General features: G+C 39.3%; 12 protein-coding genes, 1 rRNA gene and 2 pseudogenes. 5 read left to right on the top strand and 10 right to left on the bottom strand.

Annotated elements, in window-relative coordinates; translation table 11 throughout:
- Positions 1–6 precede the first annotated feature (6 nt).
- Genes rlmN through rsmA form a run of 4 tightly spaced genes read right to left on the bottom strand, consistent with a single transcriptional unit; the run spans position 7 to position 4,983 of the window.
- Positions 7–1,080 (bottom strand): dual-specificity RNA methyltransferase RlmN, encoded by a 1,074-nt coding sequence (gene rlmN / locus P6280_RS01805; RefSeq protein WP_283236823.1) that lies wholly within the window; start codon positions 1,078–1,080, stop codon positions 7–9.
- On the bottom strand, positions 1,077–2,066 hold the full coding sequence (locus tag P6280_RS01800) for a KpsF/GutQ family sugar-phosphate isomerase (protein WP_283236822.1): 990 nt from the start codon (positions 2,064–2,066) through the stop codon (positions 1,077–1,079). The genes rlmN and P6280_RS01800 overlap by 4 nt, the downstream gene beginning before the upstream one ends.
- A complete protein-coding gene (locus tag P6280_RS01795; RefSeq protein ID WP_283236821.1) occupies positions 2,050–4,134 on the bottom strand; it encodes a ribonuclease J in 2,085 nt (694 codons plus the stop codon). The genes P6280_RS01800 and P6280_RS01795 overlap by 17 nt, the downstream gene beginning before the upstream one ends.
- A 33-nt stretch (positions 4,135–4,167) precedes the next feature.
- Positions 4,168–4,983 carry a 16S rRNA (adenine(1518)-N(6)/adenine(1519)-N(6))-dimethyltransferase RsmA gene (gene rsmA, locus P6280_RS01790; protein ID WP_283236820.1) on the bottom strand — a complete coding sequence of 272 codons (816 nt, stop codon included), beginning with the start codon at positions 4,981–4,983 and terminating at the stop codon, positions 4,168–4,170.
- Between the two features lie 254 nt (positions 4,984–5,237).
- Between rsmA and hpnL the strand changes: the two genes are divergently transcribed.
- Complete coding sequence (gene hpnL / locus P6280_RS07705) at positions 5,238–5,453, top strand: nickel-binding protein HpnL (protein ID WP_502868307.1); 216 nt, start codon at positions 5,238–5,240, stop codon at positions 5,451–5,453.
- 622 nt (positions 5,454–6,075) lie between these two features.
- Here the strand turns inward: hpnL and P6280_RS01775 are convergent.
- The 3 genes from P6280_RS01775 to sppA are packed head-to-tail and all read right to left on the bottom strand — an operon-like array spanning position 6,076 to position 10,292.
- Positions 6,076–8,529 (bottom strand): hypothetical protein, encoded by a 2,454-nt coding sequence (locus P6280_RS01775; protein ID WP_283236819.1) that lies wholly within the window; start codon positions 8,527–8,529, stop codon positions 6,076–6,078.
- Entirely contained in the window at positions 8,530–9,411 is an 882-nt protein-coding gene (purU, locus tag P6280_RS01770; RefSeq protein WP_283236818.1) for a formyltetrahydrofolate deformylase, read from the bottom strand.
- Positions 9,412–9,413: 2 nt separating this feature from the next.
- The gene (gene sppA / locus P6280_RS01765) at positions 9,414–10,292 is read right to left on the bottom strand and encodes a signal peptide peptidase SppA (protein ID WP_283236817.1); all 879 of its coding nucleotides are present in this window, start codon (positions 10,290–10,292) and stop codon (positions 9,414–9,416) included.
- A gap of 70 nt (positions 10,293–10,362) precedes the next feature.
- Between sppA and P6280_RS01760 the strand changes: the two genes are divergently transcribed.
- From P6280_RS01760 to P6280_RS01745, 4 genes and pseudogenes are all read left to right on the top strand, one after another.
- Positions 10,363–10,623, top strand: coding sequence for a hypothetical protein (locus P6280_RS01760; protein WP_024774171.1), 261 nt, complete (start codon positions 10,363–10,365; stop codon positions 10,621–10,623).
- Between the two features lie 213 nt (positions 10,624–10,836).
- A complete protein-coding gene (locus P6280_RS01755) occupies positions 10,837–11,559 on the top strand; it encodes a toll/interleukin-1 receptor domain-containing protein (protein ID WP_283236816.1) in 723 nt (240 codons plus the stop codon).
- Positions 11,560–11,569: 10 nt separating this feature from the next.
- Positions 11,570–12,055 carry a hypothetical protein gene (locus P6280_RS01750; protein WP_283236815.1) on the top strand — a complete coding sequence of 162 codons (486 nt, stop codon included), beginning with the start codon at positions 11,570–11,572 and terminating at the stop codon, positions 12,053–12,055.
- 3 nt (positions 12,056–12,058) lie between these two features.
- A pseudogene (locus tag P6280_RS01745) lies at positions 12,059–12,523 on the top strand (hypothetical protein).
- A gap of 320 nt (positions 12,524–12,843) precedes the next feature.
- Here P6280_RS01745 and P6280_RS01740 read toward each other — a convergent pair.
- From P6280_RS01740 to P6280_RS01730, 3 genes and pseudogenes are all read right to left on the bottom strand, one after another.
- A complete protein-coding gene (locus P6280_RS01740) occupies positions 12,844–13,194 on the bottom strand; it encodes a hypothetical protein (protein ID WP_212890632.1) in 351 nt (116 codons plus the stop codon).
- 248 nt (positions 13,195–13,442) lie between these two features.
- Positions 13,443–14,947: ribosomal RNA gene (locus P6280_RS01735) — 16S ribosomal RNA — on the bottom strand.
- A 725-nt stretch (positions 14,948–15,672) separates the two neighbouring features.
- A pseudogene (locus P6280_RS01730) lies at positions 15,673–16,475 on the bottom strand (NYN domain-containing protein).
- Positions 16,476–16,745: the final 270 nt, after the last annotated feature.

The following is a 16,745-nucleotide window of genomic DNA, read 5'->3' as shown; positions in this document are numbered from 1 at the left end:
GAGTTTTTAAATTTGTTGGGAGAGTTTTTTCTCCCTCAATTGCCCGCAAGCCGCTTCAATATCCAAGGCTTTAGACTCTCTAATGGTGCATAATAAGCCTTTGGAGTTTAAAAAATCCGCAAACATTCTAGCGCTCTCTAAACTGGGGCGCTCAAACTTAGAGCCTTCATGCGGGTTGAATAAAATCAAATTCACTTTGGATTTAATGCCGTTTAAAAGTTTTAAAAGTTTTTTAGCGCAATCCAAGCTATCGTTTAAATCTTTGATCAAAAGGTATTCAAACATCACTCTTTTGCGTTGCTCTAAAGGCCATTTCCTCACTTCATTCAAAATGCATTCAATGTTGTATTTTTTATTCAAGGGCATTAAAGATGAGCGCGTTTTGTCATCTACGGCGTGTAAGGATATGGCTAATTGCACGCCTAAGTTTTTGCCCGCTAAAATAGGGATTTTATCGGCTACGCCACTAGTGGAAATGGTGATTCTTTTAGGCGAAATTTGCATGCCGGTATTGAAAATCTCAATCGCTTTACACACCTCATCTAAATTGTTCAAAGGCTCGCCCATTCCCATAAAAACAATGTTGAGCGCTTTTTCAATGGGGAGGTTGTTGTCTTCTTTAATGAGTAGGACTTGCTGGATAATCTCGCTCGCTTTTAAGTTCCTTACAAAACCGCCTTTTTGAGTGAAACAAAACGCGCAACCCACTTGACAGCCTATTTGACAAGACACGCATACGGTGTATTTTTCCCCCTCTAAAACAGCGTTCGTCTCTTCGTCAATCTTTTTATCCTTCATTTTCAAAAACACCGCTTCAAAAGTATGGTTGTCTCTTAAAGACTTAAAAAGGTATTTTTTAGAGCCATCAACGCTCTTTCTCACATGCGTGATTTCTATCGTGCGCAAAGTAAATTCTTGCTCCAAATAAGCGATAAAATCTTTTGAAAAATTATTTTGCATGTCTTTAAAGCTTGTTTTATACTTCGCATAGAGCCACAAATAAAGCTGTTTAGCCCTAAAACTTGGTTTTAAAAGCTGGCTCAATTCCTTTAGAGTGAAATCATAAATACTCATTTTCATGCTTTAAGCCCTAATTCTAAAAGTTGGTGCAAGTGCAAGACTCCTAAAACCTTATTATGATCATCTACGCACACTAAAAGCTGGATCTTATGGTGCTCTAAAAATTCCAACGCTTCTAAAAGAAGAGCGTCTAAATTCTTAAAGCTTTTAGGCTTTAAAGTGGCAAAACGCTTCACCTCACTCTCCAAGTTAAGCCCTTTTAATAGCGCCCTACGGACATCGCCATCGCTCAAAATCCCCACAAGCTCGTTAGCCTCATTGACTAAAATCGCGCTGCCTAGGCGTTTTTCACTCATTTCTATGAGCGCGTCTTTAAAGCTTGTGCTAGGAGCGATTAAGGGGAGATTCGTGGTTTGCAGTAAGTCTTTAACCTTGACAAAAAGTTTTTTGCCTAAAAGCCCGCCCGGATGAAAGGAGGCAAAATCTTCTTGGCTAAAGTTTTTCGCTCGCATCAAGCATGCCATTAAAACATCGCCTAACGCTAGAGTTAGGGTGGTGGAAGTCGTTGGAGCGGTGTTAATCGGGCAAGCTTCTTTTTTAATTTTCAAGCTCAAATAATAATCGCCGAGTTTAGAGAGCGAGCTATTAGGGCTTTTAGTGAAAGTGATGATTTTATGGCTCAAGCGTTTTAAATGGCTCACTAGATTCAACAATTCTAAAGACTCGCCCCCATAGCTAATCATTAAAACCACATCGTTTTTTTCCACCATGCCCAAATCCCCATGCATGGCTTCTGTGGGGTGTAAAAACGCGCTTTTGTTACCGGTGCTTAGCATAGAAGCAACGATTTTTTGCGCCACTAAAGCGCTCTTACCCACGCCCACTATCACAAGCTTACCCCCTTTTTCTTGGCTTTTTAAAATGAGCTTGACAATCGCTTCTAAATCGTTAGGTTTTTGGAATTGCTTAACGCTTTCTAAAAGCGCGCTCGCTTCATCTCTTAAGACTTGCGCGGCGATAGCGTTATAATCAAGTGGCATGGACATGGCAAATGATAGCCGGGTATTTTCTAAACTTTTTAAAGAGCGCTTTTCTGATGAAATTACGGGTGTGATCTTCTAATTTTTTAGGGTTATTCAAAATTTCGGCGTTGCTGGATTTTAATAACAACTCCAATCCCCCTTGAATTTCTTTCATCAAATGCTTTTCATCTTTAAAGCCCACAAGCCCTAAACTGGAAAATTGAGAGCTTTCTAAAAGCGCTTGTTTGTTTTTATTCACAAAAATCGTAGCGGCAAACACCCCAGCGCTAGCGACTTCTTCTCTTTGTTGCACGATGCTTGTATCAATACTCAAATTGCTTTGGTTATCCACATAGCTTTTTCCGCTTTTAATCGTGCCTACTTTTTTAATGAACGCAGGGCCAACTTCCACTTGATCGCCATCTTCCATTAAATAGATATTTTTTTCAGGCACCCCGCAAGAAATAGCGGTTTGCTTGTGGCGCGCGACATGGTTATATTCCCCATGCACGGGTAAGAAAAACTTAGGCTTAATGAGTCTTAACATAAGCTTTTGCTCTTCTTGGGCGGCATGCCCGCTCACATGGATATTGTCAAATTCTTGATAAGCCACTTTAGCTTCTTTTTTGATTAAAAAATTCAATACCGCTGAAACGCTCGCTTCATTGCCAGGAATGGCTTTAGCAGAGATGATGACTAAATCGTTGGGTTTGATAGAAATGTGGCGGTGTTCATCAGTCGCCATGCGATAAAGCGCGCTCATGGTTTCGCCTTGTGAGCCGGTCGTTACGATTAAGACTTCATTGTCTGGGTATTTAGCGACTTCATTGGCTTCAATAAAAGATTGATAAGGCAAATGGATATAGCCTAATTCTCTGGCGATGTCTAGGTTTTTTTCCATAGAACGCCCGATCACAGCGATCTTGCGGTTGTATTTAATGCCGTATTGTATGGCTTGATACACCCGGTGGATATTGCTAGAGAATGTGCTCATAATCACCCTCCCTTGCGCTTCTTTAAAAAGCGTATCAAAAGCCGGCGCTATGGTGCTTTCACTCGGTGTAGTCCCGGATTTATGGGAGTTAGTGGAATCGCTTAAAAGAAGCATCACCCCCTTTTCGCCATAGTGCGCCAAACGATACAAATCAGTGGGCAAATTATCCACTGGGGTGTGATCGATTTTAAAATCGCCGGTGTGGATGATGGTCCCGGCTTTAGTTTGGATCGCTAAAGCGCTGCTGTCAATAATAGAATGCGTGATGTGAATCCATTCAATGATAAATTCGCCCACGCTAATGGGGCAACGCTTTTCTACGATTTTAAAATACGAGCGGTATTTTTTCAAACCATGTTCATCAAACTTGCTCCCAATCAACCCCAAACTCAAGGGCGTGCCATAAAGGGGGAATTGCAACTCTTTAAACAAATAAGGCGTGGCCCCTATGTGATCTTCATGGGCATGGGTGATGATAATGCCAGCGATTTTGTCCTTGATTTGGTGCAAGTAGGAAAAATCCGGGATTAAAATATCCACGCCAAAAAGCCCTTCTTTAGGGAAGCTCATGCCCGCATCAATCACGATCGCGCTTTTTGGGGTTTCAATGACCATCATGTTCCCCCCAATCTCACCCAAGCCCCCTAAAGGCGTGATTTTAACGCTCGCTTTAGAGTTTAAATTCATCTTATAATGCGGGTTTAAATGCTCCACTTGGATCTTGTTATTAGCTTCAACGCCCTTTTTTAGCTCCTTATGAAAGCCTAAAGTCCCTCTCTCATTCACATGCAAAATTTCCGTAACGCCCTCTACTTTATTGTTATCCAATTCTTCTTGGGCGTAATTTCTAGTCTTTTGGGGGGTGTGTTTGGCTTTGTGGTGGTGGTTTGGCTTTTTGTTGGGGTGGCGCTCTTTTTTATGGTGCGAAGGCGCTTCATGGTTTGAAGACTCTGCGTTTTTTTGCGCGTTTTCTCTAAAACGCTTTTTGCGGTTGGTGAATCGCTCAAACGCTCCGGCTCGTGCCTCATGATGAGCTTTTGGGTTTTCACTGCTGTTTTCATTGTTTTCATTGTTTTCATAATGGTTGTTATCAGTCATAACGATTATTCCTTTCAATTTTTTAAAAAGGCATTAGCCTTTTAAAAGGTATTCTAAGAGCTTGAGATAATCTTTTATCTCAGACGCCCTCACGCTTGTTGGTTGGTTTTCTAACGCTAAAAAACCTAACACCTTATCAAGCTTTTCTCTATAAGAAATGCTTTTTTTAAGATTGTTTGAAAGCGTCTTCCTGGGAGATGAGAAACAGGCTTTCAAAAAATCTTCTAATGTTTCAAACCCTTTTTGTAGGGCTTCTTCAAAAAATGGCGCTTGGAGTAATGAAGCTAACGCCTTCTCTTTCAGCGGCTCTTTAACCACTTCAAACACGCTAGAAAACACCTTTGGAGGCGGGCTAAACGCGCTAGACGGCACATCAAACAAAAGGGTAGCGTTCCCTATTGCTTGAGTTAAAACGCTTAAGGCGTTTTGTGAATCTTTAGCGCAAAATTTGAGTGCCACTTCCTTTTGCGTCATCACCAATAAGCCCCTGCATTTAGGGTCTTTGAGCGCGTTTAAAACAAGCCTGGTAGCGATATAATAAGGTAAATTAGAGATCAAAAAATAAGGCTCTTCTTCTTTTAAAAAAAGAGCGTCTTTTTCCACTAATTCTAATGCAAAAGGCTTTTTTTGCGCCTTTAGTTTTGATCGCATTTTCTCGCACAAACTGCTATCTATCTCATAAGTCTTTAAAGGATAGCGATCCAACAACTTAAGAGTCAAATCCCCTAGCCCCACGCCAATTTCAATTAATTTCAATGGGTTTAAGGGGGGCAAAGCATTAACAATTCTGTCTAAAAACGACTCGTCCGTTAAAAAATGCTGTCCTAAAGACTTTTTAGCTACTACCATAAGAAGCGCTTCTAAAATTTCTCATATTATACCTTAAAAAGGGGATTTGTCTTTCCTTTTTAATGCAACTTCTTTAATTATAGCTTTTTTCATTCAAAGATGTTGGTAGTTTTGACAAGAGAAGCGCTTAAATTGGCGCTCGTATTAAAAATTAGTATTAAAATCTTTTTCGTTAATAATTGGTTAGATTTCGCATTATAAAATGAGATCCTAGCCGATGAGCTAGAATTTAAATTTCAATTAAAGGAGTCATCATGGCACACCATGAACAACAACAACAGGCTAACAGCCAACACCACCACCATCACCATGAACACCACCACCATTACTACGGCGGCGAACACCACCACCATAACGCACAACAACACGCCGAACAACAAGCAGAGCAACAAGCTCAACAACACCAACAACAACAACAAGCACACCAACAGCAACAACAAAAAGCGCAACAACAAAACCAACAATATTGATTGGAGCGTTTGTGGGAGCGGCCTTAGGGCTACTCCTAGCTTTTAACCCTTTCTTTTAATCCAGTAAATCTTTAAACTAGCTCTTTTAACTCCATTAGATTTTTAAACTTTAAAATTCCTCTTTTTTATGATTGTCAATTGGCTCTGTTTTTTGTCAAATAAAGACAAGCTTTACTAATTGAGTGGTCGTAATGGGACACAAAAACTTCGCCATGCGTATTTGGCGCGATCTAGGGGTGTTTTAAGGGGGTTTGTTGTAGGATTTCATCACGCCCCATAGTTGCGATATGGGGCAAATCTGTTCTTAAAAGGGTTTATCATGAAAAGAAAACATGATAAAAACTCTTGGTTAGTATTATACATTAAAATCTCTTTTAAGGGGTTTAAAGTAATCTTTTCTATAGAAAAGTAATTATTAGCCAAAGTTCCCCTAAGCTTAAAAACTTAGGGGTTTCCTTGTAAAGCGGGTTTGTCCTTGACTTTTGGGGCGTTGGTCATTTTGTTATAAAACTTATTTTCTTAAGGGGATAGAAATAATTCTCCCCTATAAAACTAAATCCCCTCATAGAGTGCTTTTAAAAAATACCGCTTGCTCTAGCTTTTTGATTATTTGTCTTAAAAACTACTCCCTTAAAAACCCGTATTCATAGACTTTAGGCTGTATTTCTTTGGCGAGATCTTTTAGGGCGTCTTGCAAGTTAGCGTAAAGCTGTTTGTAATGTTCGTCTTTGGCTTTAGCGGGCAGGTTTAATTTGCCTTGCGCGTTACGGCCTTGAAAAAATTCTTTGATGTCATAAAGGCTTGCGTTAGCATTATAGTGGGGGTTTGTGGAATCTTGTGTGTGGTAATAGCGATAAATTTCTCTGCCAACATCAAACACCCTTGAAGCGCTTTGGCTAAATTCTAGGGGCTTGTTTTCTTTTTTAGCGTTTAAAAAGAGGCTATCGCCCTTCTCTTTGATCCCACCCTTTAAAAAGTCTAATAAAGCGTGGCTAGAATACCTTTCTTTGGCATTGACTTCAGTTTCGCTAAAGGGGATGAAATGGTTAGTCCCTTGAGTGGTGGTGATGCGGTTTTGGGTATGAAAAAGCATGAAAATCAAACAATTGTTTTTAAACTCGCTGTCGTCTTGGAAAGCGTCATCATAAGGGGCGTAAAATTGATCCCTATCGTTTTGCCATGTGGCTTTGATGCAATGGCGGATGGAGAAAAATACAGATACCAACAAAATTGTAGTTGCAATGATTGGAAAATATTTTACATGCGATTGTTGTGATTTATCAATAACGCTAATATGGACTAAATTTTGATGTTGAAAACTATTGCGACCAGGATCTAAATAGCCAAAAATAGTGTCTCTTTTCTTTGGCTGAAACTTTTGTAAATAGTCTGCTAAAAATAGAACCTTATTGCACGAGTGTATATTTTTATACCCCAAAAATTCACCAAGCGAGTCAAACACTTCCAAATTGAGTGCGTTGGTGGGTTTTAAGGGGGGGGTAGCGGTATCCCACACCAAAAAGCCGATGGGGAATTGCCCCTTCACATTATCAAAAGTGTCTGCTGGCACCATAAACCCCTCTAAAAATTTGGCTTTAAAGACTTCTCTGAATTTTTTAAAGTTGCTAGAATTAAGGTATTTGAGCTTTGAAAAACTCGCCATGATGCAGCCGTTCAATTCCATATAAATGCGCATGAAAAATTGAGCGAAAAGTTCGTTAGACCCAGACCCCAAAAGATCTTTATAGGTTTCATGAGTCTTATTGTTTCTTGCGACTTTGGATTTGTGTTCGCCTGTGCCGCTCATTTTAGCTTTGTTGCCCGCTTCCGCATACGGCGGGTTGATATAGATAATGAGCTTTTTTAACTTCTCTTTATCTTTTAAAATTTCTTGCAAGCTTTTTGGCGCTTTCTCAAAATTATCGTTTAAAAAGTCAAATTGGAAAACATGGTTTTCTAGCAGATTCAGTTTGTTGGCAGCGGCCAATTCTTTAACGATCGCTACATCGTTGCTGTCTAAAGTGGATAGAAAACAATTAGCTTTATTAGTCAAACCATTCAAAAGATTCCCAGTCCCCCCAGCGCAATCCCAAATGATATAATCCTCTTGATAATCTTGCCCCAAAGCTTTAGCTAAATATTCTTGACTCTTTTCTACCCAGATTCTAGGGGTGAAAAACGCTCCCTTCCTTTCCCTCACATCGCTTGGCACTAACAAATCGCGCCGCTCTAAAATAAACGCTTGAAACTCTACTTTAGGAGGCCTTTTATAAATCATCCAAAATTCTTTGTGGGCTTGTTGGCCGTCTGTGAAACCAACTTCCATAAAATCTATTTTACCTAACTCATTCACACCCCTTTTTAATTTATAATAACTGGAGCTTAAGATCGTTTGCAATTTCTCAATAATGGTTTTATCGCCATCGCTGAGCAAATCCGCTAAATAATAGTCTGCGTCTAAAATGCCTTTAGTTTTAGCCACCTCCCAATCTATGTCAATGGTGGGTTTGACAGCTTCGAACCACCTTTGATAGATCGTAAAGAAATTGTTTTTATCAATCTGGATTTTGTTGAGTAAATGGCTAGAGTTTAAATTGTTTTCAATAAATTCTTTGCATTCCTGGCTTTGGGTTTTAAAGTCAAAAACGAATTTATGGGATTTGCACATGGCTTTAAACTTATCTAAAGCGTGTTTAAAACCCTCTGTGTTGTGGTTGCTTGGAGTGATAGAAAAATTTATACCGCTTTGATAAAAAAAGCTTGTGATTACATCATCAAAGGCGATAAATTCCATTCTAAAAGCGTCAAAAGCGCACAAATAAGGCGGCGTGTGGTGGGTGTAAAACCTGTGCTTGCCTATGGTTAAAAGAAGTTGCGTGAAAGCTTTGTCCAAATCGCCAGAATTGCCCCTTTTAGCTTCGCCCCATAAAATGGGTAAGATAGTGTTAGGGTGCTTATAGCTTAGCATGAAGTCTATCTCACCCTCGCTATAAAGGAATTTTTTATCCTTAAAGAACTCGGCTTTGATCTGGATTTTTAAGGTTTCTTCATTGAGTTTGCTGCAATCTAAAGGCATTCAAAACACCACTGTTTTGTTTTCATGCACAAACACCCGATCTTCTAAAACCAGTTTTAAAGCCCTAGCCAAAACCAGTTTTTCTATATCCTTACCCGCTAGGCGCATTTTTTCCACGCTGTAATTGTGGTTAATGGGCAGAGTGTCTTGTATGATAATTGGCCCGGCATCAAGGCTTTCATTCACAAAATGCGCCGTGGCCCCGATGACTTTCACGCCCCTTTCAAACGCTTGCTGATAAGGGTTAGCCCCAATGAATGCGGGCAAGAAACTATGATGGATATTGAGAATTTGGTTTTCATAGTGCTTCGTAAAGTCATGGCTTAAAATGCGCATGTATTTGGCTAAAACGAGCAAGTCTGCACTCACTTTGTGTTTTAATTCTAGGTTTTTAATGATTTCTAAAACTTCTTTTTCATGCAAAATTTGATCAACGCAAGGCGCATAAAAATAAGGGATGTCAAATTTTTCCACTAAAGGGCGTAAAATCTCGTGGTTGGAAATAACGCCTAAAATTTGAGCGTTCAATTCCCCTCCATACACCCTTAAAAGCAAATCCCCTAAGCAATGGCTCTCTTTAGTAGCGAGCAGAATGATGTTTTTTTTATGCGTTAAAATGACTTCAATCAATAGTTCGCTAAAGTTTTCTAGGGCTTTAAAAAGAGCGGTTTTTAAGGATCGCTCTTCTTGCTCTTTAATTTCAACATTCAAGGGTTTAATTTCTTTTTGGATTTTTAGCCGCATGAAAAAGCGCTGTTTTAAGGGATCAACAAATTCATCGTTTTTGACAATGTTATAGCCCTTGTTAGCGATAGTGGTGCTAATGGCGCTCACCAAGCCTTTAGAATCTCTAGCTTGAATTTTTAAAATAAATTCTAACATGTTCATCTCATCAATAATTGATAGCCAAACGCTTGCGTGATGATATTTGTCGCTGATTGCGTGGCTTTTTCAATGAAGCGCTCCATGGGGCTTTTTTCTAGCCAATAAGCTTTTTTAACCTTACTCAATTCCATTAAGCGATTTTGCGCTTGCTTGATCGTGCTGATTTTGTCAATGAGCTTTAATTTTAGAGCGTTTTGAGCGCTAAAGACCTTCCCTTCAGCAAAATCCTTATAATCCTTAGCGTCTAATTTCCTGGCTTTTGCGACATCATTCACAAACATTTGGTATTGCTCATTGACTAAATTTTGCAAAAATTCTTTTTCGTTGGGTTTCCATGCCCTAGTGAAAGTGCCTATTTCTTTGTATTCGCCCGCATGCACGCCTTGAGTGGCTACGCCGACTTTATTGAGCAAATTTTCCACATTCGCGCCCGAAAAAATCACCCCAATGGATCCTATCAAACTCGCTTTAGAGGCATAAACTTCGCTCGCTTGCATGCCCGCATAATAACTCCCGCTCGCCATAACCCCCCTAGCATACGCTAAAACAGGCATTTTTTGCTTCAAATCAGCGATTTTTTCGCTCAATTCCACGCTCGCTGACACCGCCCCACCAGGAGAGTCAATCAAAAGTAAAACGCCCTTAATGCTAGGGGTTTTTAAGATTTTATCCACTTCTTTGTCAAAATCCTCTGTGCTAAAAATCGCCCCATTTAAATAGAGTTTAGCGAGATTGGGCGGGGCACTTGGCGCGCTTTCTTTAGCGCTAAAAAAGACTAGTACAATCAATAACAGCACAAACGACTTGAAATACTTCGTGATAAAATCTAAAGGCACGATGATTAAAGCCTTAAAGATTTTTTGAATGAAACTCCACATGCAATTTTCCTAGACTTAAAAGTTTGATTATAAGAGTGTATTATACTTCAAATGTTTTAAGGATTAAATCATGGCGTGTAAATTTTGCCCTAAGATCAGAAAAACAGATTGGATTTTTATTTTAATCGCTGCTTTAGGCTTTTATTTTGTCAATAAACTAGGGTATGCACCAAAATTCAATACCCCCACTTCAAAGCTTTCACACTCTCTTTCACGCCCTATTGAAAAGCCTGACAATATGACCGAAGAAGAAAGGAAAAAGCGCTTCATAGAGTTGCAAAAAGCATGCTTGCTCCATAAAGACAAAAAGGCATGCGAAGAGGTTTTTTAGATTGCATTTGTTGTTTTTGCGCTTTTTTAAGGTCATTGTAAATTGATACGCCCTTTTTGTTTGTAAAAAGGCTTTTTTTAGCGATGATTTTTAGCTATTCCAACAGCCCCTAAAACCCCCAAAATTTAGGCACTCTTAAGCTAAGTCTAAGTCTAGTATAATCAAAAGATTTTAAAGGAAACTTAAAATCGTGTTTGTAAAGGTTTGAAATGAGTGAAAACATTAAAAAAAATTACGAAAGCTTTTGTGGTTGATTTAGATAGTAGTGAAAATCAAAATATTTTAAAATCTAGCTCACGCCCTTTTAACAACCAGGCCCATCAAGTTAATGAAGTGGTTGAAAAGATTGCTGAAAAGATTTATAAATTGATTGAAAGTGCCAAACATCCTAACGATGGCATCATCTTAAATCACAATAAAATTAAAGAAGCCTTTTTTAGCCCGTTCGAACCGCAGCTAAAAGACGCTCAAGTGTTCCTATCGCATTCGCATGCGGATAAAAATAAGGCTTTAAAGGTTAAAAACTATTTAGAAAGCGAAACAGATCACAGAGTATTTATAGACTCGCTTTTTTGGGATTATAAAAATAATGTTCTAAAAGAAATGAAAAAACATCATATTGATGTTAGCAAAATTGAAGACACTTTCACGCTCATTCTCAGAGAATCTTTACAAGACATGATTGAAAAATGCCCTTATTTCGTATTTTTACAAAGCAACAACAGCGTTTCAAATCAAGGGCTATCGCACACCACTTATTCAGCATGGATTTATGAAGAATTAAAAATCGCCCATAGTTTGATAGCTGACAGCACTCTACAAGAATCACGCATTAAAGCCATGCGTGTTTCTCATAATATCACAAACTTATTAAGGAGGTTTAAATCTATCTCTCTTGATAGTTTGTGTAATGAAATTTTCTCAACTTTATTATAAAGGATCTAGAATGAAAACTTATCAAAAATTACTGGGCACGAGCTGTTTAGCGCTGTGTCTGGTGGGCTGTGGGAGCGGTGGTGGCGGTGAATCACCGGTTGAGATAAGGGTATCTAACAACGGTGATTTTCAAATCAGCTCTAAAGTAGATAGCGTTACTATTCAAGGCGTGAAGCTCAATAGAGGTAATTGTGTTGTCAATTTTGTTCCAGTAGAAGAGGCGGTTCAAATGGGTCTTTTAATTTTAAGTCAAATTACTCCAATTTCTGTGCAAGATTTTAAAGATATGGCAAGCGTTTATAAAGAATTTGATCAAAAGGAAAGGGTGGCAAACATAGAAAACAGAATTTCTCAATTAAAGCAAAAGGGTGTGATGATGGAGCCTCAAACCCTTAAATTTGGAGAAAAAATAGAGGGCATTTCTCAAGGGTGCGATATTATAGAAGCAGAAATACAAACCGATAAAGGCACTTGGACTTTCAATTTTAATAGATAAACGATGGACAACACCCCCACAGACAGAGAAAAAGAAAGAGCAAAAATCCTTGCCGAAGAGCTCAAAATCTTGCAGGGCGTTATCAACAGAATGGTGCAAAATTCTTTAGAGTGCAAGAAATGGACTCTCGCGCTCGCTGTGGGGGTTTTATCCCTCAAAATAGATGCAATCTCTCATCTTTATGGGTTATGCGTTTTAGGGGTGTTGTTAGCATGCTTTTATCTTTTAGACGCTTATTATCTCATGCTAGAAAGGTTGTTTAGGGAGCAATATAAATGGCTGATAAAAAACAGACTTAAAACCGATGAAAGGCTGTTTGAAGTCTTTCCTGCTCATCAAACTTGCCGGTGTGTGCTATGCTTATGTGCCATGCGTTAGTTTAGCCTTTTCCCTTATTGGGCGTTAGGTCTTTGTTTGGTGATCTATGGTTTTGTTTTTAATTCCGTTTCAATAAAGTGTTGGCTATAAAAGAGCTTGACTTCAATCAATAGTGAGACTTTATCCATTAACATACCAAACACTGGCATTTTTGAATTAGTTTGATGATCTTATTAATATGGTTGATTTATGAGTGGTTTTTGTTGTTTTAAGAGCTAAATATCTATTTAAAAACACTAAGTCGTTTCTCTAAATCAAGCCTTGAGAAATCTAATTGCATATTTATCTAACATAGCGGTATCCAAATTCGATCCGAAATGGTGCTATTACAGAGAGTTTTTGAATCCCTTGTATCTAGCACTCCCCCCACATAGGGATAGGGGGCAGAAATCCCCCTTTCTCTTTAAAATTTAGTGAATTTTAATCAAACTCCCTTGAGAATCATCATTCTGAAAATAAATATACTTTTGAGTTTGAGTATCTGCAGAATTTTTACTGACTTGATACTCAACTTCTCTCCTAACAAGCTCTTTCATATCCCTTCTAAGTTTATCAAAATCATTTTTAAGTTCTCTAAGCTCTTTGTTCTCATCTTTAAGATTCCTGTTTTCGGCTTCAAACTCTCCTACCTTATGTTCTAGTTTTGAACAATTTCTAGCTCTTCTCTCTACATCTTCAATGCCATTTGTAGCAATATCTAATCTAGTAGCCGCAACTCTTTGCTTTGGGTCGTTAAGTCCCTTAAAGTAAGTTTTGATCATTTAATTTTTTCCTTTCTTAATAATTTAAAAAACATCCTTATTATATCTAAACTCAAAATTAAAGCCAAAGTCTTATGAAAGGTTGTGAAATTCAAAATTAATTAAATGAAACTAATAAAACAAAGAAGATAACAAGCAAAACAAAAAGAAAGATTAAGCCCAATCCTTCAAAACTAAGCAACAAGAAGTTCTTTTGTCAGGTAATACTCTTGGCTTTCAATAAGCGAATATCAAAAGCTTTTCTCTAGAAAGGAGGTGATCCAACCGCAGGTTCACCTACGGTTACCTTGTTACGACTTCACCCCAGTCGCTGTGTGTGCCGTGGGCAGTAGCCAATTTAGCATCCTGACTTAAGGCAAACACAACTCCCATGGTGTGACGGGCGGTGAGTACAAGACCCGGGAACGTATTCACCGCAACATGGCTGATTTGCGATTACTAGCGATTCCAGCTTCATGCAGGCGAGTTGCAGCCTACAATCCGAACTGAGAGGTGTTTTGAAGATTGGCTCCACTTCGCAGTATTGCTTCTCTTTGTGCACCCCATTGTAGCACGTGTGTAGCCCTAGGCGTAAGGGCCATGATGACTTGACGTCGTCCCCACCTTCCTCCTCCTTACGGAGGCAGTATCCTTAGAGTTCTCAGCATGACCTGTTAGCAACTAAGAAAGGGGGTTGCGCTCGTTGCGGGACTTAACCCAACATCTCACGACACGAGCTGACGACAGCCGTGCAGCACCTGTTTTCAAGGTCTGGCAAGCCAGACACTCCACTATTTCTAGCGGATTCTCTCAATGTCAAGCCTAGGTAAGGTTCTTCGTGTATCTTCGAATTAAACCACATGCTCCACCGCTTGTGCGGGTCCCCGTCTATTCCTTTGAGTTTTAATCTTGCGACCGTACTCCCCAGGCGGGATGCTTAATGCGTTAGCTGCATTACTGGAGAGACTAAGCCCTCCAACAACTAGCATCCATCGTTTAGGGCGTGGACTACCAGGGTATCTAATCCTGTTTGCTCCCCACGCTTTCGCGCAATCAGCGTCAGTAATGTTCCAGCAGGTCGCCTTCGCAATGAGTATTCCTCTTGATCTCTACGGATTTTACCCCTACACCAAGAATTCCACCTACCTCTCCCACACTCTAGAATAGTAGTTTCAAATGCAGTTCTATGGTTAAGCCATAGGATTTCACACCTGACTGACTATCCCGCCTACGCGCTCTTTACGCCCAGTGATTCCGAGTAACGCTTGCACCCTCCGTATTACCGCGGCTGCTGGCACGGAGTTAGCCGGTGCTTATTCGTTAGATACCGTCATTATCTTCTCTAACAAAAGGAGTTTACAATCCTAAAACCTTCATCCTCCACGCGGCGTTGCTGCTTCAGGGTTTCCCCCATTGAGCAATATTCCCTACTGCTGCCTCCCGTAGGAGTCTGGACCGTGTCTCAGTTCCAGTGTGTCCGTTCACCCTCTCAGGCCGGATACCCGTCATAGCCTTGGTAAGCCATTACCTTACCAACAAGCTGATAGGACATAGGCTGATCTCTTAGCGATAAATCTTTCCCCCGTAGGGAGTATCTGGTATTAATCATCGTTTCCAATGGCTATCCCAAACTAAAAGGCACATAACCTATGCGTTACTCACCCGTGCGCCACTAATCAGCCTTCTAGCAAGCTAGAAAGCTTCATCGTTCGACTTGCATGTATTAGGCACGCCGCCAGCGTTCACTCTGAGCCAGGATCAAACTCTCCATAAAAGTGTTTGTCCTAAAGCTCTTTTGTTTTTTGATAGGCTGTTATCATTCCTAATAACAGCTCTAGCGTATCACAAGAACTCGTTTTATACTTTATTGAATAAAACGGGTTGTGTTCTTAAGTATTACAACAACAAAACAGAAAGAAACTTTTTAAAAAGGTTTATCTAAACGCTAACCTAAAAATACTCTCATGCTATTCAACCATCACATTATATATAACAATACAATCAATGGTATTGAATGGCACTAGTTGGATAAGAATTTCTTATAAAAGAATGAAAATGAATCCTCACTCTTTCAAATAAGTTATCCTTAAATAATGTTAGAATATCCCTTTAAAAAGAACTTCTATCAATTTGCTTAGTTTTCAAAGATCGTTTGCTTTAATCAGCTACCCTTGCAAGCTATCAAGCGGCTTTTTAAAAGCCCTTGCTGAAACAAGGAAATGAAAGTATAGTCATAGAAAGCTTAAGGTTTGCTTAAACTATAAAAATTTTTGACAAAGTAAGTTAAAATTTTAAAACGATCGGGTTTTGAAAAATCCAAATACCGCCAAAAATACGCGTGCATTCCCCATAAATACATCATTAAGCGCTAATTTCGTTTTCAAAAATCACTCCATAATAGAGAGCAAAAAGTGAAATCATGGGTTAGAAAAACCCGCTTGAGCTATCTTAACTCTTTTAAATTGGGTGCTTTTTTGTCCACTTGGTGGAGGAAGCGCGTTAGTTCTTCTTATAGAGATGGTCTTTAAATGGATTGTTAAAAGGCTCGTTGGAGTTCTCTTTCTTGGGGGTGTTACTTGTGGTGGCGGCTTTGGGCAACTTGGCTAAAATCTCAGCGGCACTACGCTCTCTCACATCGCAAGACTTCCTCAAATCTGGGGGGACAAGGTTAGGGCCTTCTTGAATGTTGGCGATGAAGACTTCAAAGCCTTTCTCCCAAGCGGCTTCTAACACAGGCACAAAATCGGTATCCTTGCTAAACAGCAAAATACACCCTCCTTGTTTGGTGCAATATAGCTTGGTAATATCGTGCGCCAACAGCGCATCAATTTGTTTTTGACGCAACTTTAAATGCGGTATGGGAATTTTAGCTTCTATAATTATAGACTTCTTTATCTTCGAACTCATATACGAATTCAAACATTACCCGACCGACTCGTAATTTCACTTGATTTTGTTGGGCGATCTCGTGGTTGAAAGCTTGGATAATCCCTGATTTATTCACTCTCTTCTCATAATCTTTGGGATTCTTGTCTTTATACTCCTCGAGTTCTTCGTTTTTATTGCCCTTGATTCTAGGCTCGAGTTCTGTGAAAGGCTCAGACGCATAAAAATAGATCCGCTTCAATTCCTCTTCAGACTCCAAAAACGAACGGATTAACGCTAAGAGCTGCTCGGGGTTGTTGAAATTGAAATGAGGAGGGCTAAAATGCTTGTCTGTTTTGAGGTTTTTTTTGGATTGCTATGAGATCGTGTAACAGATTTTGCCAATCCACAAAAATCGTGGTTTCAGTTTTCTCCATGTTTTCTCCCAAAATACGAACTTTGCCATAAGGGTTGAGTATAGCATGGGGATCTAAACATGCCTTGTTCCTTAAAGAAAATAAAAGTTCTGTTCTCATCCAATACGGACACTCAAAGCCTTTTAAAATCTGACAACCAACGCTCCCTTAAAAACAGAGTCAAAAATTCAGTTTAACAGATAACAAGTAGAGAAAAAAGTTATTGAAATTTTGCCTTGAAAAAACGAACGCTAACGCTAAAGAAAGTTTTAAAAAGTTGGTAATAAAAGT

The organism is Helicobacter sp. 219-2 (assembly GCF_030053225.1).
GTDB classification, from domain to species: domain Bacteria; phylum Campylobacterota; class Campylobacteria; order Campylobacterales; family Helicobacteraceae; genus Helicobacter; species Helicobacter pylori_C.
This window is presented reverse-complemented; position numbering and strand designations above follow the sequence as displayed.

Bases quoted from the DNA above. Each gene is read 5' to 3' on its own strand.
- rlmN (WP_283236823.1), bottom strand. From the start codon at position 1,080: ATGAAAATGAGTATTTATGATTTCACTCTAAAGGAATTGAGCCAGCTT.
- P6280_RS01800 (WP_283236822.1), bottom strand. From the start codon at position 2,066: ATGTCCATGCCACTTGATTATAACGCTATCGCCGCGCAAGTCTTAAGA.
- P6280_RS01795 (WP_283236821.1), bottom strand. From the start codon at position 4,134: ATGACTGATAACAACCATTATGAAAACAATGAAAACAATGAAAACAGC.
- rsmA (WP_283236820.1), bottom strand. From the start codon at position 4,983: ATGGTAGTAGCTAAAAAGTCTTTAGGACAGCATTTTTTAACGGACGAG.
- hpnL (WP_502868307.1), top strand. From the start codon at position 5,238: ATGGCACACCATGAACAACAACAACAGGCTAACAGCCAACACCACCAC.
- P6280_RS01775 (WP_283236819.1), bottom strand. From the start codon at position 8,529: ATGCCTTTAGATTGCAGCAAACTCAATGAAGAAACCTTAAAAATCCAG.
- purU (WP_283236818.1), bottom strand. From the start codon at position 9,411: ATGTTAGAATTTATTTTAAAAATTCAAGCTAGAGATTCTAAAGGCTTG.
- sppA (WP_283236817.1), bottom strand. From the start codon at position 10,292: ATGTGGAGTTTCATTCAAAAAATCTTTAAGGCTTTAATCATCGTGCCT.
- P6280_RS01760 (WP_024774171.1), top strand. From the start codon at position 10,363: ATGGCGTGTAAATTTTGCCCTAAGATCAGAAAAACAGATTGGATTTTT.
- P6280_RS01750 (WP_283236815.1), top strand. From the start codon at position 11,570: ATGAAAACTTATCAAAAATTACTGGGCACGAGCTGTTTAGCGCTGTGT.
- P6280_RS01740 (WP_212890632.1), bottom strand. From the start codon at position 13,194: ATGATCAAAACTTACTTTAAGGGACTTAACGACCCAAAGCAAAGAGTT.